The organism is Streptomyces sp. NPDC002403, from assembly GCF_053593015.1.
This window is the reverse complement of record NZ_JBSFBQ010000055.1, coordinates 1-20,510: the sequence shown is the minus strand read 5'-3', so window position 1 is coordinate 20,510 and position 20,510 is coordinate 1. Positions and strand designations below refer to the sequence as shown.

Here is a 20,510-nt window from a genome sequence, read left to right as displayed (position 1 = left end):
CGGCGCCCTGCGGCGCTAGGCGTTGTCCTCCGCCGCTCTGATGGCGTCCCGGTAGGCGCGGCCCGCGGCCCGCAGCGCGGCTTCGGGGTCGATGCCGTCCTGCTCGGCGCGTACGGCGAGGGCGAGGAGCTCGTAGCCGATGCCGTCGCCGGTGGGGAGCGGCACGTCGAGCCCCGCGGTACGGACCCGGCCGGCCAGCTTCGCCGCCAGCGCCAGGCCGGGCTGGCCGAGCGGGACTCCGTCGGTGACCGAGTCGCGCTGCTTCTCGATGGCCTTGGTGCGCAGCCAGTGCGCGTGGACGTCCTCCGGGGTCTCGGCGCTCTCGTCGCCGAAGACGTGCGGGTGGCGGTGGATCAGCTTCTCGACGAGGGTGGCGGCCACGTCGTCCACGGAGAACGGCTCCTGCTCGTCCTCCTCGGCGATCCTGGCGTGGAAGACGACCTGGAGGAGTACGTCACCGAGCTCCTCGCGCAGTTCGTCGCGGTCGCCGTCCTCGATCGCCTCGACGAGCTCGTACGCCTCCTCGATGGCGTACTTGGCGAGGCCCTTGTGGGTCTTCTGCGAGGTCCACGGGCATTCGATCCTGATCCGGTCCATGATCTGGACCAGATCGAGGAGCCGGGCGCCCGGCAGGTCGTACGAACCGGGCAGCAGCTCCAGGTCCGGCATCCGCACCCGGCCCGAACCGGCGAGCCCCGCCAGACCGTCGGTCAGCGCCCGGTCGCCCTCGCCGCCCACGAGGACGACGACGGACCGGCCGCCCGCACAGGCGTCGACGAGCTCCTGCGCGGTGGGCGCGGAGTGCTCGACGGTGACGCCCGCCTCACGGAGATACGGCAGCTGCGGGTGGTCCGGCTCGGCGCAGAGCACCCGGTCGGCGGCGTGCAACGCCTGCCATGCGGGCCAGGACAGGAGTCCGGGCGCGACACGGTGGCTGGCGGTGAGCAGAACGATACGGCCGGGGTCTTCAGCGTTCACCGTTCGAATCTACCCCGGTCGTTCCCGCCGCCCGTGCCGCGGCCGGTCAGGCCCCGGCCTGATCCGGACGGGAGACCCTAGGTGTTCGCGCCGGCCGGCTTGGTGACCCGGTTGATCCAGGGGGCCTTGTAGTCGGCGAGCTGGGTCTGCTTGTCGTCCCAGGCGCCGTAGCGCGGATTGACGTCGACGCGCAGTGCCTTCGACGCCTTGCTGAGCGCCTCGCCGACGGCCTGCTGACCGGCGGGCTGCTGCAGGTCGGCGCCGAGCGCCTGGGCCAGCTTCGTCAGCTGGACCTGCTCGCGCAGGACGGCATTGATCTGGTCGGGGGCCACCCAGCTCTGCTGGAGCATCGCCGTCCGCAGCCCCGCCTCCCCGCCGGTCTGCGCCGCCGCGGCCTTGCGCATCTGCTGAATCTCGCTGCGGCTGACGCTCACGCCCGCGTCCCGCGCGGCCCGGTCCACGACCCGGTCGAAGATCATGCTGTGCAGCTTGGCGCGGCTGAGCTGCCCGGATTTGTCGATGAGCTGGGAGGCGTCCCTCGAATCGCTCTGGGCCTCGCGTACGGACGCCACCTGGCTCTGCAGTGCGGAGACCTCGATCCGGTCCCCGCCGACGACGGCCGCGGCGCCCGGGTGGGCCTCGCTGCCGCAGGCGGTCAGGAGTGGGGCGCCGGCGAGCAGGGCGGCGGAGACGGTGAGCGCGGTGCGACGGCGGCGGTGCAAAGGAACCTCCCGGGGAGACTTTGTGCATCAGTGCACAAGACCTTGCGGTGATCGATGTTAGGCAGTGGACGTGGCCGGGGCCACCGATTCGACCAACGATTCGGGAGGAGTTGGGGATGTGGGGCCGGTCCGGGCCGCTCAGGGGACGCGTTCGGCCGACGGGGCCGGGGCGTCCGGCCGCAGCATGATCGTGCGCGAGACCACGAAGGTGATGGGGATGGCCGCGGCGGCCGCGACCAGTGGCGCGTACCGGCTGCTGAACCCGGCGAGGTCGACCAGCAGATAGACACCGCCGGTCGTGATGACGAAGTTGGCCGCGTTGGTGAGCGGGAAGAGCAGGAACTTCCGCAGGGTGGGACGGGTCCGGTAGGTGAACCAGCAGTTCAGGAAGAAGGAGCCGGTCATGCTCAGCGCGAAGGCGATCACATGCGCGGCGATGTAGGGCAGCCGCGTCAGCAGGACGAGGTAACAGCCGTAGTACGTGCCGGTGTTCACCACTCCCACGAGGGCGAATCGGGCCATCTGTGCCGTGACCGTCATCGGCGTACGAACTCCTGGGGCTCTCGTGTCCTCTGCGGCGCTTCGGTGTTCGTGGCCTTCACCAGGAAGTGCGGGCGCCTCTTCACCTCGTAGTAGATACGGCCGACGTACTCGCCGACCACCCCGACCATCACCATCTGGACGCCGGCGAGCGCGGTGACCACGACGACAAGGGTGACGTAACCGGGGGTTTCCACTCCCTGCACCAGGGCGACACCGACGATCCACGCCGCATAGGCGAAGGCCACGGACAGCAGCAGCATGCCCAGGTAGAGCGCGGCGCGCAGCGGCTTGTTGTTGAAGGACAGCAGCCCGTCGAGACCGTAATTGAGCAGCTTTCCGAAGGTCCAGGCGGAACTGCCCTGTTCGCGGACGGCATTCTCGTAGCTGAAGGTCGTCGTACGGAATCCCACCCAGGCGAAAAGGCCCTTGGAGAACCGGTTGTATTCGGTGAGTTCCAGTACGGCGTCGACGGTGCGGCGGGACAGCAGCCGGAAGTCCCCGACGCCGTCGACCAGTTCCACGTCCACCAGGCGGTTGATCAGCCAGTAGTAGGCGCGGGCGCTGAGGGTGCGGGTGACGCGGTCGCCCTTGCGGGTGCGGCGGGCGATCACCTGGTCGTGGCCCCGCGCGTGCTCCTGGAGCATCCGGCCCACGAGCTCGGGCGGGTGCTGCAGGTCGGCGTCCATGATGACCACGGCGTCGCCCTCGGCGTGCTGGAGACCGGCCAGCATGGCGGCCTCCTTGCCGAAGTTGCGGCTGAAGGAGACATAGCGGACCCGCGGGTCGGCGGCAGCCAGCTCCTGGAGGATCACCAGGGTCCGGTCCGCGCTGCCGTCGTCGACGAACACCAGCTGGAATTCATGTCCGAGCCCGGTCATTTCGTCCGTGACGCGTTCATGGAAACGTTCGAGGATCTCTTCCTCGTTGAAACAAGGCACCACCAGCGAGATCAGCACGGAAGTACATCAGCGCGGCCAGATGTCGGAACCCGATGCAACACGTGGCCGATGGGCGTCCATTACGTGAACTGACCTATTCCCACACGGGTTTGAGCGTTCGAAGCTGGCATATTCCTGCGTATGCCGACTTCCCGTCCCCGCCTGTGCGCGGGCTCGCTCGCCGCGCTGCTCACCGTCGCCGCAGTCTGCGCCGGTGACGCCGTGGCGCGCGTCTTCCCGTTCGGGCCGCACACGCGCAGCGTCAACGACCTGGGCAATCAGTTCGTGCCGTTCCACGCCCGGCTGTGGGACCTGCTGCACGGAAACGCCGACGGCGGGCTGCTGCTCAACTGGTCCTCCGGGTACGGGACGAGCTTCCTGCCGGATCTCGGCACCTATCTGACCAGTCCGTTCGCCCTGCTCGTCGGCGTCTTCCCGCGCGAGCGGATCGATCTCGCGGTCTATGTGGTCACGGTCCTGAAGATGGCGTCGGCGGCGGCGCTGATGGCCCTGTTCCTGCTGACGCTGCGCGGCGGACGCCCGTGGGCGGCCGGGGTGCTCGGCGCCTCGTACGCGCTGTGCGGCTGGTCGGTCGCCGAGGCCTCGTACAACCCGATGTGGCTGGACGGGCTGGTCGCCCTGCCGCTGCTCTGCCTGGTCGCCGAGTGGGCCCGTGCGGGACGGCACCGGATCGCCGGGCCGCTGCTCGTCGCGGTGGTGTGGGCGGCGAACTTCTACACGGCGTACATGGCGACGCTCGGTGCCGCCCTGGTGCTGGGCGTCCGGCTCTTCACCGGGCGGGACGACCGGCGCGCGGTGGTCCGGGCGCTGGTGCGGGCCGTCTGCACGGTCGGGGTGGGGATCGGGCTCTCGGCGCCCGTCCTGCTCCCCGTCTACCTGGGCACCAAGCATGCCTACCCGGGCTGGGACCGTGCGTTCGCGCCCGCCGCCTGGCCCGATGTGCTCGCCCGGCTGCTGCCCGCCACGTACAGCTTCTTCACCCCGGCCCTCTTCCTCGGCACCGGCACCCTGCTGCTGGCCTGCGCGCTGGCCTTCCAGCGCTCCGTGCCGGGGCGCGAGCGGTGGGCGTGGGCGGGGCTGGTGGCCGGGGTCGCGCTGTCGTTGCAGTGGGAGCCGACCCATCTGCTGTGGCACGCCTTCGCCACGCCCAACGGCAGCCCGTACCGGCAGACGTTCGTGCTGGCCGGGCTGGTGGTGATCGCCGCCTGGATCTCGGTCTCGTACGGCTGGCCGGAACGGCGGGCGCTGCTCGGCGGGGGCGCGGTCCTGGTGCTGCTCGCGGCCGGGGCCGGTTTCAGCGACCTGGTCACCGGGTGGACGTATCCGCTGTTCGGGGTGGGGCTGGTGGCCGCGGTCTGCGCTCTGGTGCTGGTCGGGCGGGGGCGGCGGTTCGCGGCGCTGGCCGCCGTGCTGCTGATCGGCGCGCAGGCCGGGCAGGCCGCCGCGGCCACCGCGTACTTCGACCGGGAGCGGCTGAACCGGCTCGACGACTACGCGCCCTGGGGCGAACGGCAGCGGACCCGGGCGGCCGTGGTCGCGGGCGCCGACGGCTGGCCGGACTACCGCACGGATCCCGGCCGGGAGCAGACCACCGCGAACGATCCGCTGCTGGTGGGCGGGCAGGGCGGCGCGTACTACAGCAGCCATACGCCCGCCGTGCTGACCCGCACGATGCGTGCGCTCGGCGGCGGGTGGACGTCGAACGGCCGGGCCGTGCAGAGCCTCGACAACCCGGTCACGGACGCGGTCTTCTCGGTGGGCGCCCGGGTACGCGGGCCGCGCGACCCGCACCAGGGGGCCGGGCGCACGGGCATGGGCGGCACGGACGACCGGCCCGTGACGGTCGGCCGTGCCGAGGTGCCGCCGCTGGTGACGGTGCGAGGGGCGGGCGGGCCGGTGCCGTACGGCCGTTCGCCGTTCCGGAACCAGGAGCAGCTGCTCGGCTCGCGGGTCTACACGGTCCCGGCGACGGCGCTGCGGTCGGCGGACGGCGTCGCGGTGACCGACAGGGGGGCGTACGACTACCGGGTGGGGCGCGGCGCCTACACGCTGACCGCCGCCTGCCCGGCGGGCAGCGAGGCGTATCTGTGGTCGCCCGACATGTTCGGCCGGGCACGGCTCGGCGAGGGCCCGGAGGTCGAGTTCAAGGGGCAGCTGCCGGCCAGGCGGGCCGCGATGCACCACCTGGGCGAGGTCGGCACGGCCGGGAGCGTGCGGGTCACGCTGACCCCGGTGCGCGCCGGGACCGTGCCGCACCGGGCGATCGGCTGTCTGGACCGGTCCCGGCTGGCCTCGGCGGTCGCCGGGCTGAAGCGCACCGGCGCGACCGCCGTCCACGTCACCGGCCACGGCGTGCGGGCCGAACTGCCGCCCGGCACCACCGGAACGGTCGTGATCGCCGCGCCCCGGATCGCGGGCTGGCGCTGCCAGGGCCGCCCCGCGGACAGCTATCTGGGCCTGGTCGCCACCCCGGCCCCGGCCGACGGCACGGCGGTCGACTGCACGTTCCGGCCTCCGGGTCTGCGGGCGGGCGCGGTGGCCGGGGCGGGCGCACTGGCCGTCCTCGTGCTCGGCGGCGCGGTGCTCACGTACCGGCGGCGACGGGGCGCGGCGGCCGGGCGGCCCGGCCCCGACCGCGCGCCGCAGCACGCCGGTACGCCGGAGCCCGTGGACGCCTGACCGGTGCCGGGGGGCAGGAGGTCTGCCCCCCCGGGTCGGTGGTCAGCCGCCCCGCACCTCCACCTGGCGGTCGAGCCGGCGGCGCAGCTCCACCGGCAGCGGGTGGTGGGGCCCGTAGGCCCGCTCGGCGTCGTACAGCAGCGCCTGGAGCTGTACGCGGGCCGTCACATGGTCGCCGAGCGCGAGCAGCAGGTGCGCCACGCGGTTGCGGATCTCGAAGGAGCGGGCCGGGTCGCCGCCCGTGCCGCGGTGGTTCTCGTAGTACGGGAGCACCGCGCGGTACTCCGCGAGCGCGGCGGCCGGTTCGCCGAGCTGTTCCAGGCACTGGGCCGCGTCGTAGCGGAACTGGAGCGTCTGCGCGTCGGCCGGGCCGGCCTCCGCCGCGCGGTCGTCGGCGAGGCGGCGCAGCTCGGGCAGGGCGCGGCGGTACTGGCCGTCGTCCATCAGCGTCGCCGCGTACTGCTTGCGCAGGATGCGGACCACGGCGGAGTCCTCGCCGTGCTGTTCGGCGGCGACCGGGAGGATCGAGCCGAGGATGTCCACGGCCTGGGTGATCCGGCCCTCGCCGAGCAGCTTCTTGACGTCGTCGACGGCGGCTGCCACATCGGGCCGGACCGCGGGGGCGGGCGGCGCCGGCGGCGGGGGCGGGGCGGCGGCCCGGTCGGGCCACGGGGCGTGCGGGCGCAGGAACGGGCGGGTCGGGTCGAGCGGTCCGACGGAGAGCCCGGTGCCCGGCGAGGGGAGCAGTGGGGCGAGGTGTTCGTACACCTCCTGGGCGCCGGACGGGCGGTGCTGCGGGTCCTTGGCCAGCAGCCGCAGCACCAGCGCTTCGAGCGGCTCGGGGATGTCGGGCCTGATCCGGCGGACCGGGACCGGCGGCTCGTAGAGGTGGCGGTGCAGCACCCCGAGGGCGGTGGACCCGGCGAACGGCACCTCGCCGCTGAGCAGTTCGTGGAGGAGCACGCCGAGGGCGTACAGATCCGTGTACGGGCCGACGGCGCCGCCCATCGCCTGCTCGGGGGCCATGTAGGCCGGGGAGCCGATGGGTGAACCGGTGTGGGTGAGCCGGGTGGTGTCGGTGTCCAGGACGGAGGCGACGCCGAGATCGAGCACGGTGACGGTGCCGTCCGGGCGCACCATCACATTGCGTGGCTTGAGGTCGCGGTGGACGATCGGCACCGCGTGCACGGCACACAGGACGGCGCAGAGCTGGGCGGCGACCGCGACGGACCACTGCCAGGGGTACGGGTCGTGCTCGGCGAGGTGGTCGGAGAGGTCGGCGCCCTCGACGTACTGCATGACGAGGAACAGGTCCTCGCCGTCGCTGCCCGCGTCGTGGACGGTGACCAGGCCCGGGTGGTCGACCTGGGCGGTGACCCGGCACTCGCGGACGAAACGGCGGCGCAACTCGCCCGCGGCCTCGCTGCCGATGGGGCCGGTGACCCGGTCGGGGCGGAGCAGCTTCACCGCGACGCGGCGGTCCAGGCGCTGGTCGTAGGCCGTCCAGACCTGGCCCATGCCGCCCTGGCCGAGGATGGTCGCCAGTTGGTACCGCCCGCCGATGAGTCGCCCGCTCACCAGCCCTCCTCCTTGCGGAGGTAGTCGCTCAGCTCGTCGAGCTCGGCGCGGACCTGGTCGATGCGGTGGCTCTGGGGGTGGGGCTGGGGCTGGGGGTGGGATTGGGGTTGGTGGTGCGGTTGTGGCCGGGGTGAAGGCTGTGGCTGGGGTGAAGGCTGTGGCTGGGGTGAAGGCTGTGGCTGCTGTGCCGGTTGTATCGGCGGCGCGGGGGCGGGCGAGGGCAGGGGCGCGGGGCCGGTGCCGGGGCCGGACGTCCGCATCGGCACCGTGGGCGCGTAGCCGTACCCATGGCCGTATCCGTTGCCGTATCCCGGCACCGGGGCCCCGTAGCCGCCCGTCCGGTGCTGCTTCGAGAGCCGTTCGTAGTGGCGGACGTCCCCGACCAGGTAGTACGCGATCGAGCCCGCCATCGTCACCAGCAGCAGCGGGATGAGGACGTTGTCGATGCCGGTCGGCTCGTCGCTGCCGTCCCGGCCGAGGATGGGCAGGAGCACGCAGACGAAGACGAACCCGGCCCCGGTCAGCCACCAGTCGGACGCCCGGCGGCGCACGATCGCGAGCCGGAGCAGCGGGCTCCACAGCAGGATCCCGATCGAGCACACCGAGAGCGCGACGAAGAGCACGCGCATCGAGACGATCCAGGCCCGGCTGGGAACCCGGCGCGGCGGCGTCGGCGGATGACCCGGGGCGTACATGGCTGCTCCTGGAGACCTGGTCGTTGAACATCCGCGCACACGCTCCGCGCACGCAGACCTGAGCGTAAAGGGCGACACCGACAACCGGCCCCGGGTTGTACGGATCCGCTGTGGTTCACCTCACCCCGGCGCGACCGTGCCGTCCGTCAGCCCGTCGTACATCCCCTGGACGAGCTGTCCGCCGAGCCGGCCGGTCAGCCTCAGGGCGTCCTCGAACTCGGCCAGCGCGCGGAACCGTTGACCGTAGCGCTGCTGCTCGGCGAGCGGCAGCCGAGGCAGTTGGAGGCGGCGGGCGTCCAGCCGGGTGGCGGTGGAGGCGTAGCTGCTGGCCTGGCGGTTGTTGGCGGTGCCGCGCAGGAAGCCGGCCAGGAACCAGGGGTCGAGGGCGGCCGGATCGGGGCGCAGCAGCTGGAGGTTGCGGCCCAGCGCGGCGCCCGCGGTGGCGTCGTCGACGACCCGGGCGACGGAGCCGCCGCCGAGCACGGGGACGACGACGTCGCCCGGTTCGACGAGGACGGGCTCCTCGGCGGGCCCGTCGACGGGCAGGCTTCCCGAAGGGGCGGTGGAGGCGAGGACGTCGTGTTCGGTGAGGACGGGCCCCGGGCCGGTGCCGGAGCCGCCGGTGCGGAGCTGGAGGGCACCGGCGCGGGCGAGTTCGCCGACGGTGGTGAGCGGCCAGTGCGCCGGTTCGGAGGGGGGCACGGCCGAGGGGGTGAGGGTGCCGGTGAGACCGAGCGTCTCGGTGAGCCGTTCCCGTACGCGGATCAGCTCGGCGGGTCCGCCCGCGGCGGCCGGCGGCGGCAGATGGCGGGCGGGGGCCAGGTCCACGTCGTCGTCGAGGAGTTCGATGACGGGTACGGCGCGGCCTGCGCCGGGGCGGGCCGCCGCCGGGTGGCCGGGGTCCTCGAAGGACTTCCAGGCGTCGAGCACGGCGCCGTGCACCGCCTGCCAGTCGATCCGGTCGCGCCCGCCGGCGGGGGCGGCCGGAGCCGGGCCCGCCGAAGGCGATTCGGCGGGTTCGGCGGTGTCGACGAGCAGCAGTTCGGGCGAGGGGTGCAGGCCGCTGCCGGGCTTGCGGAGCACCCAGAGGTGGAGCGGGATGCCGTACGGGGGTGCGGCGCCGGCCGGGAGCGCGATGACGGCGCGCAGGGCGCCGCGGCGCAGCAGATCGGCGCGGATCCGGCGGCCGGAGCGGCGGGAGGCGGCGGCCGGGGGCATCAGGAGTACGGCGGTGCCGCCCTCGCGCAGATGGGCCAGGGCGTGCTGGACCCAGGCGAGTTCGGATTCGGTACGGGCCGGGAAGCCGTACTCCCAGCGCGGGTCGTAGGCGAGTTCGTCGTGGCCCCAGTTGCGTTCGTTGAACGGCGGGTGGCAGAGCACGGCGTCGGCGGCGAGCTGCGGAAAGGCGTCCGCGCGCAGGGTGTCGCCGGTCCGTGCCGCCAGGGCGCAGCCGGTGTCGGTGTGCAGGGCGAGTCGCAGCGCGGTGAGCGCGGCGAGGTCGGGGTCGCTCTCCTGGGCGTACAGGGCGGCCGGGCTGTCGACGGCGCGCAGCAGGGCGCCGGTGCCCGCGGCCGGGTCGAGGACCGTGCGGGCGGGCCGTTCCCCCGTCTCCACCAGGGCGGCCATCAGTTCGGCGAGTCCGGGCGGGGTGAGGGTGTACTGGCGCGGGTTGGCGTCCAGCTGACGGCCGAGCAGGAACTCGAAGGTCTCCTGGATCCCGGTCCCGGCGGCGAGTTCGGCGGCGGCGCGGAGCAGCGGGACGGACGGGAGCAGTTCGGCGGGGCTCGGGGCGTGAACGGCCCGCCCGGCTTCCGCCGCCGGTCCGAAACGGGTGGTGAGCACCTTGTCGACGGCGAGGGAGAGCACGCCGGCCATCCCTTCGTCCGGCACGGCGGTGATCTCCGGCCAGGTGCGGGGGGCGGTCCGCAGGAGCAGCAGGGCGCAGCCGGTGTGGACCAGGGCGGGGACGGCGCCGGCGGGGTGGCCCGCGAGCTGCTGCCAGACCCGTTCGCGCAGCGGGACCTCGGCGAGTTTCCCCTGGTCGCGGAGCCACTGTTCGACCTCGGACAGGGCGAAGGAGGGGCTCGTCTCGGTGCCGCCGACGGGCTTGGGGAAGTCGGCGTGGCGGCGGCGCCAGTTGCTGACCGCGGCGCGCCCCACGCCCGCCAGCCGTGCGATCCCGGCCGCGGTCACCTCTGTCGAGTTCTCCGGCACTGACTGTCTCCCTGGTCCTGGCGCTCGTCCCGGTACTGGCTTGTCGGCGAGCATACCGACCCGGTTCACACGACATCGATTCACAGTGTGCATCAACCCATCCCACGTGAATCGTGTTGACTCGGTTCACACGCTCTGGTCTTATTGACTCGTCGCTGCACGACAGCGATGTACGGATCCGCTCACCACTCATCCCCGCTTTCGCCGGAGGGCACAGCCATGTCCCAGTTCACGCAGCCGCCACAGTCCCCGCAGCCCCAGCAGCCGTACGCTCCCGCCCAGATGCCGGGCATGCGCCCGGCTCGCAACGGACTGGGCATCGCCGCTCTCGTCCTGGGTGTCATCGGCGCCGTGTCCGGCCTGATCCCCTTCCTGTTCTGGATGGCCGGCGTCCTCGGCCTCATCGCCCTGGTCCTGGGCCTGGCCGGTCGGGGCCGTGCGAAGCGCGGCGAGGCCACCAACAAGGGGATGACCACCTTCGGCGCCGTGCTCGGTCTGATCTCGCTGATCCTCGCGGTGGTGGGTGCGGTGATCACGTTCAAGGCCGTGGACGACGCCGTGAACGACCTCAACAAGGCGGTGTCGGACACCACGGCCTCCGCGAAGCCGAAGCCCGGCGGGGACTCCGCCAAGGGCGGGGGCGCGGACAAGAAGGGCGACGCGGACAAGAAGAAGGAGACCGGCGAGGCGCTGGAGGCCGGTGACTCGGCCGTGTACGACGACGATCTGACGGTCACGGTCGGCGACGCCACCTCGTACACCCCGGACGCCTACGCCGCCGGACACACCAAGGGCAAGAAGGCATACCGGGTCGCCGTCGTCATCGAGAACGCGGGCAAGGAGAAGTTCGACTCCGCGCTCGTCAGCGTCTCGGCACGGGCCGGCCAGGGCGGTGTGGACGCCGAGCAGATCTTCGACAACAAGGTCGGTGCGGGCTTCAGCGGCACGGTCCTGCCGGGCAAGAAGGTCACGGTCCAGTTCGCCTTCGACGCCCCGGCGGACGCCGAGAACCTGACGGTCGAGGTCAACCCCGGCTTCACGTACGACGCCTCGCAGTGGGACCTGAAGCTCTGACCGTCCCCCTGGGACCGGCCGGAACGAAACGGGACCGTACAGAACGAACCGGAGAGACCGGAGCCGACCACCATGCGCCTCCTCGCCCGCGCCTCGGCAGCGACCCTGAGTGCCGCGACCGCCCTCGCCCTCGCGACGGCCTGCGGCATGCTGCCGGACGACGCACCCGACACCACCGCCCCCTACGCCCGGCTGACCGCCCCCGAGGCCGTCAACAAGGCCCTCGCGGCAACCCGCGCCGCCAAGTCACTGCGCATGACGGTGGAGACGAGCTCCCCCGAGGGCCCGGTCGAGGCATACGTCGCCACGGACATCAGGGGTGAGTGCACGGTCACGCTCTCCATGGGCGCGGCGGGCACCATGGAGCTGGTACGGACGGGCGGCACGGTCCACACCCGGTCGGACGCCGCGATGCTGCGGGCCACCGCCGCCACCGGCCCCGCCGGCCACTGGGTGAGGCCCACCGCCGCAGACCGGCACGCGAAGCCGGCCGAACGCTACTGCGACCGGGAGACCTTCCTCGGCCTCCTCGCGCCGAAGACCGGAACGGCCCGCAGGGAACGGACGACGGCACCCGGCTCCGGCACCCCCGCCCTGACCGTCACCGGCGAGGCGGCCGACGGGAAGTGGACGGCGGACATCGCCACCACCGGCAAGCCCTTCCTGCTGAAGCTGCGCCTCCCGCTCGACGGCACGGGAGGCGGCACCGCCCCCGTGACCGTCGAATTCTCCGCATTCGACCAGCCGTTCACAGTGAACGCGCCGAAGACCTGAGACCCCGGACCACCGGGTACCGGAACCCGCCCCGCCCCGGGGCGGGTTCTGCGTACTGCCGCCCCGCCCCTGCGCTCAACCGCCGCACTGCTCCAGCATCGCCGTCTTGTCGGCGGCGGTGACCGGCAGTCCGTACTTCAGGGACACCTGCGCGAACCGCACCGCGTACGAGCAGCGGACCGGCTTGTACGGCGGCAGCCAGGAAGCCGGCCCCGAGTCGCGCTTGGCGTTGTTGGCCGGCCCGTCCACCGGGATGAGGTTGAGCGGGTCGTTGGCGATCTGCTGCCGCTTGGCCTCGTTCCAGCGCGAGGCGCCCATCTGCCAGTCGTACGAGAGCGGCATGACGTGGTCGATCTGGACCTTGGTGGCCTGCTGCTTGCGCCAGTCGATGGTGGAGCCGGTGTACGGGTCCTTGAGGGTCATCGACACGACCACGCAGTCCGAACCGGACCGGAACTTCACGTCCTTGCCGTCCCTGGCGAGGAGGTCGTTACGGGTGTCGCAGCCGTTCCTCGCGAGCGGTATCCCGTCGACCGAGTCCTTCCACGCGTAGCCGAACTTGTCCCGCGCGTAACCCGTCTTCGGCCCCCGGCCCTTCGTCGCCACCTTCTCGATGACCTTCCGCCCCGCCGCCCGGTCCGCCTCGGAGGTGAGCGGCGCGAGCCCCGGCTTCGTACCGTCGGCGTTGTCCAGTGGGCTGGCGCCGAAGCCGGTGACGGCCTGTCCGCCACCGCCTCCCTCGGAGCGCGACGGCTGCTCGGGGTCGCAGCCGGCCAGGGCCAGCACCGCCGCCACACTGAGGGCGGGCAGGGCCACTTGGTACACACGGGGAGCTATCACGCGAAGCCGTCCTGACGGGGAGAAAGTCGAACCAGGGAATCGTACGGATGTCTTCCCCGCCGACGGTCGTTCATGAGCACGTCACCACCCCGATGCGGCCGGAATCACACCGGCGGATGAGCGGTCGGCGCCGGGCGGGCCGGAACGGGGTGGCGCGTGAGCCACTCCTGGAACTCGCGATGCCGGAACTGGTAGGCGGCACCGGTCACCCGGACCAGGCCCACCGTCCGGGACCACTCCAGAAAGCGGCTCAGGCGGAACGGAAGGCGCCGGCAGTTGATCAGCAGCCAGCATGTGTACATGGCCATGGGACCGCCCAACGCACAGTAGAGCGACCCGAACATGGTGAGGACCAGGAGGTCGGTGGTCGGCCCGAGGCCCGCGGAACGGCTGAGGAGCACCATGATGGCCGCGGGCCACAGGACGATCAGGGCGAAAAAAGCGCCTGTGCGCGGCCAGCCGGACGGCCCCACCGCCGCTGAACCGAGGAAGTGGGCGGTGAGGAGGACGAAGAACAGCGCGGGCGTGAACAGCATCGCCGCTGTCATCGGCACGTTCTCGACGCCACCGAATCGTTGAGGTGCTGCGACCCTCCACAGGACAAGGACGGGCCAGAGTGCCGCGACGCATACCGCCCAGCGGCCGCGTCCGCTCCACGCCAGCCGCGCCCCCACCCGCCACAGAGGACTGCCCCACGGAGGCAGAGCGAAGTCGGCGCGCCCCCACAGACCGGTCCCGCCGAAACGCAGATACCGCAACCCTGCGGCCCCCAGAACGGCAAGGAAAGCGGACAGGCCCCACATCACTGCATCCGTGTCCCCATCGGACATCAGAATCACAACCGGGGCGAGCGCGAGGACCCCGACCAGAACGGCGTACAACCGCCTTGCCCACACGGCCCCCGGGGAACGTGCGAGTTCGGGCAGCACAAGATCCGTCCCACCGCCCCGCTCCTGGAGATCACACGCGAGGGTGCCCAGCCACGCGTGCACATCCTCAGGCGCGTACCGGCTCCGTGTTCCCGTCGCAGCGCGGACGGACGACGGGACGAAATGACCGAGAAGCGTGTCGCCCACTTCCTCCCGCGTGGTGCACGTCAGGAGTTCGCCGGGGTCATTGGCCTGCTTGTACGCCGTGGCCACGAGCACCAATCGCCACGGCGTGGAGAGTGAACGGGCCAGCATGCCCTGAGGGCGGCCACGCAACTCGTCCAGGACCGGGGCCCATACGGCCTGCCGGTAGGCCGCCCCCGCGCGCCGCGACAGGAATGCCGCCGCCGCCTCGGCACTCACCGGGTCGATCTCGACCCGTGCCGCGTCCAGCATCGGCCTTCCGGAAGCTTCGAGCGCGTCATAGAGATCCGTCCGGCACGTCAGGACGAGCGGTGCGGGTTCCAAGCCCTCCTGATAACCGGCCAGAACATCCAGCGCGCCCTGGGCCCGTGACTCCGCGAGCGGGACTTCCGCCCGGTCCATTTCGTCCAGACCGTCGATGACCGGGAGCACCAGCCCCGCGTCCACGAGTTGACGCGCACGCTTCCACGATCTGCCGTAGTCGCGCACCAGATGTCTGACGACCCAGTCACGGAAGCCTTCCTCCCGCTCCCAGTCACCGAGCGCGATCAGCACCGGGACCGGGTCGCCATCCGCTCTGCTCCTGTTGAGTTCCGCCACGAAGGAACGGGCCAGCACCGACTTACCGGCTCCCGGCTGGCCGGTGATCACCAGGCGCCGAGGTCTGAGTGCCTGGTAGTCCGCGACCAGACCGCCCAGTCGTCCGGCCGGCGCCAAGGGCAGGGCCGCTCCCCTGGCGTGCGCGTACGGGCGGAACCTGTAGGTGACGTCCGCGACGACCCGGTCCCCGCCCAGCACCCGTGGCGACATCGGCTCCGCCAGCGCCACGGCCCGGCTCAGTTGCCGCGCCGCGACCACATCGTCCACCACCGTGCCGGCCCGCTGCGTCGCCCACACCCCGAACGCGGTCGCGACCAACGTCAAAGCCGTGAGCAGCATCCCGACAACACCCACGCGGTCCGGCAGGCTTTCCGCACCCTGCCCCGGGCGCACGGCATACAGCAGGCAACAGGCCAGCAGCACGCACGTGACCGCGATCCAGCGATTGCGGGTTCTGTTCTCCGTGCCCCGTTCCATTCACCGCATCCTGCCCTACGGCTCCGACAGACCGGCCGGGCGAAGCCGCAAGGTATTCCTCACTCGGGGGTGAACTCGTACTGCACCTCGTACAGATGGCCCGCCTTGACCATCACCGTCGCTTCGACGGGCCGGTCGTCATCGCTGTGGACGACGCGCAAGGTGCGCAGCACGGGCAGGTCGCCGGGGAGTCGGAGCAATCGGTACTGATCCTGGGTGGCGACACGCGCGGACACCCGGTCCACGCTGACCCGGGGTGGATAGCCCAGTGCCGCGAGGAGGGTGGGCGTGCCACCGGCGATTCTGCGTCGTTCGGTGAGGGCGGTGCCGTGGGCGATGTACAACGGGTAGTAGGAGGTGACGAGTTCCGCCGGCTCATCGTCGATCGACAACAACTGGCGCCGGAGGACCGCAGCGCCACCCGGCTGAAGGCCCAGCGCCGCAGCGATGTCTGCCGGAGGCGTCTCCTCGGCCACCTCGATCAGCGTGCTGTGGGCGCGTGCACCCGAGTTCGCCGCTTCGCTCAGCCAACGGTAGGGCTCGCCGGAGGCCGCCGGGGCCATGTACGCGGCCGGACGTATCGTCCGCTGCCGGTGCTCGCGGACCGTCACCGATGCGCCTGGACGCCCAATGACCAGTCCTTCGCCCTTGAGGAGTTGCAACGCCTTCTGCACAGTGGCATTCGAAGCCGAGAACCGCTCCTTGAGTTGCGCGGTGGAGGGAAGACCGGCTCCCGGCGCCAGATCCCCGGACATGATCTCGTCGCGAAGATCCGCCGCGATCCGCTCGTGCAGCGAACGGCGGTCGGCGGCATCCACTTCGGCTCTGAGCATGGTCATCCGATCCTGATCTCGTACCGCAACTTCTGGCGTCGCGGGGGCATGGCCATCACATCGACCTGAATGGGCCGGTCCGCATCATCCAGCGTGACCCGGGTCAGTTGCAGTACGGGCTCGCCGGACGCCAGTCGCAGCTGTTCCCGTTCATGGTCGGTCGCCGATCGCGCAGTCACGTCCTCGCGCACCCGCACGCCCGCGTGACCCAGCTCCGCCAGGAGCCTGATCGCCCCGCCCCGGATCTTTGCTGCCCCCGCCAGCGCGGTGCCACCCGCGATGTCCAAGGGGTAATACGTATCCGTCAACTCGCAGGGCTCGTCGTCGAGGTACATGACCCGGCGGCGGGCGACGACCGGCTGACCGACCGGTACCCCCAGCAGTTCGGCGACCTCCTCCGGCGCGGCCACCTCGCCGGCCCGGACGATGCGCTGACTCCCCCGACGGCCCTCCGCCGCGGCCTCCTCGGCCCACGCGTCGCCCCGGGCCCCGGAAGGCGGGACGAGGTACGGCACCGAGGTGCTGACCCATTCGCCGGTATCCATGTCCTTCTCCTCCGCACCCGATGCCCGCACCAACCTGCCGCATCACACCGTAGGTGACCCGGGCGGGCCACCACAGAGCCACCTTGCCGCTTTTCGTGAATAGCAGTACAGTCATCGACACGTCACGTACCGTGAGCAAGGCGGTGAGCCATCATGCCCCTGTCGCAGCAACGGCGATTCCCCCGCAGACGCACCTCTGTCGGTGCTTCACGCGACTTCGTCACCGGCGTCCTCTCCGAGTGGGAGCTCCACCCCCTGATCGAGGACATAGCGCTGTGCGTCTCGGAGCTCGCCACCAACGCGCTGCTGCACGGTGTGCCACCCGGGCGCGAGTTCTGCGTCGGCCTCCGCCAGGGCGAGAAGTCGGTACGGCTGGAGGTTCGCGACAGCGGCCCCGGACAGCCGGTGCTCCGCCACCCCGACCATGAGGCGTGCTCGGGGCGTGGATTACACCTCGTGAACGAACTCGCCGACGATTTCGGGGTGGACGATCACATCGTCGGCAAGACCGTATGGCTCACACTCAAGATGCCCGCTACGCCCCACGCCCGGTGAAAGGCCGCCCCGCGCGACAGCCCCGGGTCCCATGCGGTCCGCCTCGCCGGGACGTGCCTGTTCATGCCGCTCGCCCACGCGGCACTTGAGATCACACCGCGGAGAACACAGAAGGAACCTCGGCCCCGCCGTGCGTGTGGCGGGGCCGAGGCATGTTACGACCCCAGAATCGTCGTCAGGAACTCCCCCGTCCACGCAAGCAGTTCACGCCCCACGACCGGCTTGCCGCCGACCCTGCCCGTGGTGGGGCGGGGGACCAGGATCTGGTGGACGGCCGGCTTGATGACCGTCCTCGGGTAGAGGCGCTTGAGGCGGAGCTCCTGCGATTCGCGCAGTTCCACCGGGGCGAACCGGATATTCGGGCCCTGGAGGACGATCTCGCCGACGCCGCAGGCGCGGGCCAGCATGCGCAGGCCGGCGACCAGGAGGAGGTTCTCGACCGGTTCGGGGAGCTTGCCGTAGCGGTCGGTGAGTTCCTCGCGGACGGCCCTGATGTCGTCCTCCGTGGTGGCGGAGGCGATGGCGCGGTAGGCCTGGAGGCGCAGCCGCTCGCCGGGGGCGTAGTCGTGGGGGACGTGGGCGTCGACCGGGAGCTCGATCTTGACCTCCAGGGGCGGCTCCTCCTCCACGCCGCCTTCGAGGGAGGCCCGGTAGTCGGCGACCGCCTCGCCCACCATGCGGACGTACAGGTCGAAGCCGACGCCCGCGATGTGGCCGGACTGCTCGCCGCCCAGGAGGTTGCCGGCGCCGCGGATCTCCAGGTCCTTCATCGCCACGTACATGCCCGCGCCCATCTCGGTGTGCTGGGCGATCGTGGCCAGGCGCTCGTGGGCCGTCTCGGTGAGCGGCTTCTCCGGGGGGTAGAGGAAGTACGCGTAGCCGCGCTCGCGGCCCCGGCCGACGCGGCCGCGCAGCTGGTGGAGCTGGGAGAGGCCGAAGTTGTCGCCGCGCTCCACGATCAGGGTGTTGGCGTTGGAGATGTCGATGCCGGACTCGACGATCGTCGTGGAGACCAGGACATCGAACTTCTTCTCCCAGAAGTCCACCACCACCTGTTCCAGGGCCTGTTCGGACATCTGGCCGTGGGCCGTCGCGATACGGGCCTCCGGGACGATCTCGCGGAGGCGGGCGGCGGCGCGGTCGATCGACTCGACGCGGTTGTGGATGTAGAACGCCTGCCCCTCGCGGAGCAGTTCGCGGCGGATGGCCGCGCCGATCTGCTTCTCCTCGTACGGGCCGACGAAGGTGAGGACCGGGTGGCGCTCCTCGGGCGGCGTGGTGATCGTCGACATCTCGCGGATGCCGGTCACGGCCATTTCGAGCGTACGGGGGATCGGCGTCGCGGACATGGTGAGGACGTCCACGTTGGCGCGGAGCTTCTTCAGCTGCTCCTTGTGCTCGACGCCGAAGCGCTGCTCCTCGTCGACGATGACCAGGCCCAGGTCCTTGAACCTCGTCTCGGAGGAGAAGAGGCGGTGGGTGCCGATGACCAGGTCGACGGAGCCCTCGCGGAGCCCTTCCAGGGTCGCCTTGGACTCGGACTCGGACTGGAAGCGGCTCAGCGCCCTTACGTTGACCGGGAATTGGGAGTAGCGCTCGGTGAACGTGCCGTAGTGCTGCTGGACCAGGAGGGTGGTGGGGACGAGGACGGCGACCTGCTTGCCGTCCTGGACCGCCTTGAACGCCGCCCGGACCGCGATCTCCGTCTTGCCGTAGCCGACGTCGCCGCAGATCAGCCGGTCCATCGGGACCGACTTCTCCATGTCCTCCTTGACCTCGGCGATGGTGGAGAGCTGGTCGGGCGTCTCCGCGTACGGGAAGGCGTCCTCCAGCTCGCGCTGCCAGGGGGTGTCGGGGCCGAAGGTGTGGCCGGGGGCCGCCATCCGGGCCGAGTAGAGCTTGATCAGGTCGGCGGCGATCTCCTTGACGGCCTTCTTGGCGCGCGCCTTGGTCTTCGTCCAGTCGGCGCCGCCGAGCCGGTGCAGGGTGGGCGCCTCGCCGCCGACGTACTTGGTGACCTGTTCCAGCTGGTCGGTCGGGATGTAGAGGCGGTCGCCGGGCTGGCCGCGCTTGGCGGGGGCGTACTCGACGAGGAGGTACTCGCGGGTGGCGCCCTGCACGGTGCGCTGCACCATCTCGATATAGCGGCCCACGCCGTGCTGTTCGTGGACGATGTAGTCGCCGGTCTCCAGCGTCAGCGGGTCGATCGTCTTGCGGCGGCGGGCCGGCATCCGGCCCAGGTCCTTGGTGGCGGTGCGCTGGCCGGTGAGGTCCGTCTCGGTGAGCACGGCGAGCTTCAGCGCCGGGTCGACGAAGCCGTGGTCGATGGCCCCGCAGGAGACGTGGACGACGGACGGGGAGATCTCCGCCAGATCCGGGTCGAGGCGGGCGGCGATGCCCTCACCGCTCAGCACCTCGACGGTGCGGGAGGCCAGGCCCTGGCCCTCGGTGACGTACACCGTGCGCCAGCCCTCGGCGAGCCGGCCCTTGGTGTCGGCGAACGCGCGGGCGGTGTCGCCGCGGTACGCCTCCGGGGCGTGCATGCCGAGCTTGAGCGTGTCGGTGTCCTCGTCAACCTCGTCGGCGGCGAACGGGGAGACCGACCACCACATCATCTCCAGCTCACGGGCCCGGTCCCGGACGTCCGCGATGCCCCACAGCGAGGCCGCGCCGACGTCGATCGGGGCCTCCCCGCCGCCCGCGGTGGCCGCCCAGGAGGCCTGGAGGAACTCCTGGCTGGTGGCGACCAGGTCGGCGGCCCTGGTGCGGACCCGCTCCGGGTCGCAGACCAGCGCCATCGAGCCCTTCGGCAGCACGTCGAGCAGCAGCTCCATGTCGTCGACGAGGACCGGTGCGAGGGACTCCATGCCCTCCACCGCGATCCCCTCGGCGATCCTGCCGAGCAGCTCGCCCAGCTCCGGGTGCTGTTCGGCGAGGGCGGCGGCCCGCTCCCGCACCTCGTCGGTGAGCAGCAGCTCGCGGCAGGGCGGCGCCCACAGCCCGTGCTCGGCGACCTCCAGCGACCGCTGGTCGGCGACCTTGAAGTAGCGGATCTCCTCGACGTCGTCGCCCCAGAATTCCACCCGAAGGGGGTGCTCCTCAGTGGGCGGGAAGACGTCCAGGATGCCGCCGCGCACGGCGAACTCGCCACGCTTCTCGACCAGTTCCACCCGGGCGTACGCGGCCGCCGCGAGCGCGTCGACGGTCTTGCCGAGATCGGCGCTCCGGCCGCTGCGCAGCGCTACGGGTTCCAGGTCGCCGAGCCCCTTGACCTGCGGCTGGAGCACGGAACGGATCGGCGCGACGACGACGGAGACCGGGCCGGTCTCCGGGTCGTCCGCCCTCGGGTGCGCCAGCCGCCGCAGCACGGC

The 20,510-nt window shown here is 71.8% G+C and carries 16 protein-coding genes; 4 read left to right on the top strand and 12 right to left on the bottom strand.

Translation table 11 applies throughout. The features are described 5' to 3' along the window. Positions 1–15: 15 nt before the first annotated feature. The 4 genes from ACWCPY_RS35870 to ACWCPY_RS35855 all read right to left on the bottom strand — a co-directional run bounded on the left by ACWCPY_RS35870 (position 16) and on the right by ACWCPY_RS35855 (position 3,199). The gene (locus ACWCPY_RS35870; protein ID WP_451272215.1) at positions 16–978 is read right to left on the bottom strand and encodes a nucleoside triphosphate pyrophosphohydrolase; all 963 of its coding nucleotides are present in this window, start codon (positions 976–978) and stop codon (positions 16–18) included. 77 nt (positions 979–1,055) lie between these two features. Then, positions 1,056–1,700: a SurA N-terminal domain-containing protein gene (locus tag ACWCPY_RS35865; protein ID WP_451272213.1), complete on the bottom strand. Its 645-nt coding sequence runs from the start codon at positions 1,698–1,700 to the stop codon at positions 1,056–1,058. A gap of 138 nt (positions 1,701–1,838) precedes the next feature. Beyond that, on the bottom strand, positions 1,839–2,240 hold the full coding sequence (locus ACWCPY_RS35860; protein ID WP_451272211.1) for a GtrA family protein: 402 nt from the start codon (positions 2,238–2,240) through the stop codon (positions 1,839–1,841). Continuing rightward, the gene (locus ACWCPY_RS35855; protein WP_451272209.1) at positions 2,237–3,199 is read right to left on the bottom strand and encodes a glycosyltransferase family 2 protein; all 963 of its coding nucleotides are present in this window, start codon (positions 3,197–3,199) and stop codon (positions 2,237–2,239) included. Before ACWCPY_RS35855 ends, ACWCPY_RS35860 begins: the two co-directional genes overlap by 4 nt. Before the next feature lie 123 nt (positions 3,200–3,322). Between ACWCPY_RS35855 and ACWCPY_RS35850 the strand changes: the two genes are divergently transcribed. Next, a complete protein-coding gene (locus ACWCPY_RS35850) occupies positions 3,323–5,881 on the top strand; it encodes a YfhO family protein (protein WP_451272207.1) in 2,559 nt (852 codons plus the stop codon). 42 nt (positions 5,882–5,923) lie between these two features. On the opposite strand, the gene ACWCPY_RS35845 is transcribed toward ACWCPY_RS35850, so the two are convergent. From ACWCPY_RS35845 to ACWCPY_RS35835, 3 genes are all read right to left on the bottom strand, one after another. Further along, positions 5,924–7,459 (bottom strand): protein kinase domain-containing protein, encoded by a 1,536-nt coding sequence (locus tag ACWCPY_RS35845; protein WP_451272205.1) that lies wholly within the window; start codon positions 7,457–7,459, stop codon positions 5,924–5,926. Continuing rightward, positions 7,456–8,154, bottom strand: a complete 699-nt coding sequence (locus ACWCPY_RS35840; protein ID WP_451272203.1) for a hypothetical protein — start codon at positions 8,152–8,154, stop codon at positions 7,456–7,458. The genes ACWCPY_RS35845 and ACWCPY_RS35840 overlap by 4 nt, the downstream gene beginning before the upstream one ends. A gap of 120 nt (positions 8,155–8,274) precedes the next feature. Beyond that, entirely contained in the window at positions 8,275–10,368 is a 2,094-nt protein-coding gene (locus tag ACWCPY_RS35835) for an N-6 DNA methylase (protein WP_451272201.1), read from the bottom strand. A 219-nt stretch (positions 10,369–10,587) separates the two neighbouring features. Here ACWCPY_RS35835 and ACWCPY_RS35830 point away from each other — a divergent pair, with 219 nt between their 5' ends. After that, on the top strand, positions 10,588–11,442 hold the full coding sequence (locus tag ACWCPY_RS35830) for a DUF4190 domain-containing protein (protein WP_451272199.1): 855 nt from the start codon (positions 10,588–10,590) through the stop codon (positions 11,440–11,442). A gap of 72 nt (positions 11,443–11,514) precedes the next feature. Then, the gene (locus tag ACWCPY_RS35825) at positions 11,515–12,216 is read left to right on the top strand and encodes a hypothetical protein (RefSeq protein WP_451272197.1); all 702 of its coding nucleotides are present in this window, start codon (positions 11,515–11,517) and stop codon (positions 12,214–12,216) included. A gap of 75 nt (positions 12,217–12,291) precedes the next feature. Here ACWCPY_RS35825 and ACWCPY_RS35820 read toward each other — a convergent pair whose 3' ends face one another. From ACWCPY_RS35820 to ACWCPY_RS35805, 4 genes are all read right to left on the bottom strand, one after another. Then, on the bottom strand, positions 12,292–13,056 hold the full coding sequence (locus tag ACWCPY_RS35820; protein ID WP_451272195.1) for an HNH endonuclease family protein: 765 nt from the start codon (positions 13,054–13,056) through the stop codon (positions 12,292–12,294). 104 nt (positions 13,057–13,160) lie between these two features. After that, positions 13,161–15,206, bottom strand: a complete 2,046-nt coding sequence (locus tag ACWCPY_RS35815; RefSeq protein ID WP_451272193.1) for an NACHT domain-containing protein — start codon at positions 15,204–15,206, stop codon at positions 13,161–13,163. Between the two features lie 59 nt (positions 15,207–15,265). Then, positions 15,266–16,045, bottom strand: coding sequence for a GntR family transcriptional regulator (locus ACWCPY_RS35810; protein ID WP_451272191.1), 780 nt, complete (start codon positions 16,043–16,045; stop codon positions 15,266–15,268). After that, positions 16,042–16,584, bottom strand: a complete 543-nt coding sequence (locus tag ACWCPY_RS35805; RefSeq protein WP_451272189.1) for a GntR family transcriptional regulator — start codon at positions 16,582–16,584, stop codon at positions 16,042–16,044. The genes ACWCPY_RS35810 and ACWCPY_RS35805 overlap by 4 nt, the downstream gene beginning before the upstream one ends. Before the next feature lie 153 nt (positions 16,585–16,737). On the opposite strand from ACWCPY_RS35805, the gene ACWCPY_RS35800 reads away from it, so the two are divergent. Then, a complete protein-coding gene (locus ACWCPY_RS35800) occupies positions 16,738–17,139 on the top strand; it encodes an ATP-binding protein (protein ID WP_451272187.1) in 402 nt (133 codons plus the stop codon). 155 nt (positions 17,140–17,294) lie between these two features. On the opposite strand, the gene mfd is transcribed toward ACWCPY_RS35800, so the two are convergent. Next, on the bottom strand, positions 17,295–20,510 hold a 3,216-nt coding region (gene mfd / locus ACWCPY_RS35795), incomplete at its 5' end, for a transcription-repair coupling factor (protein ID WP_451272185.1).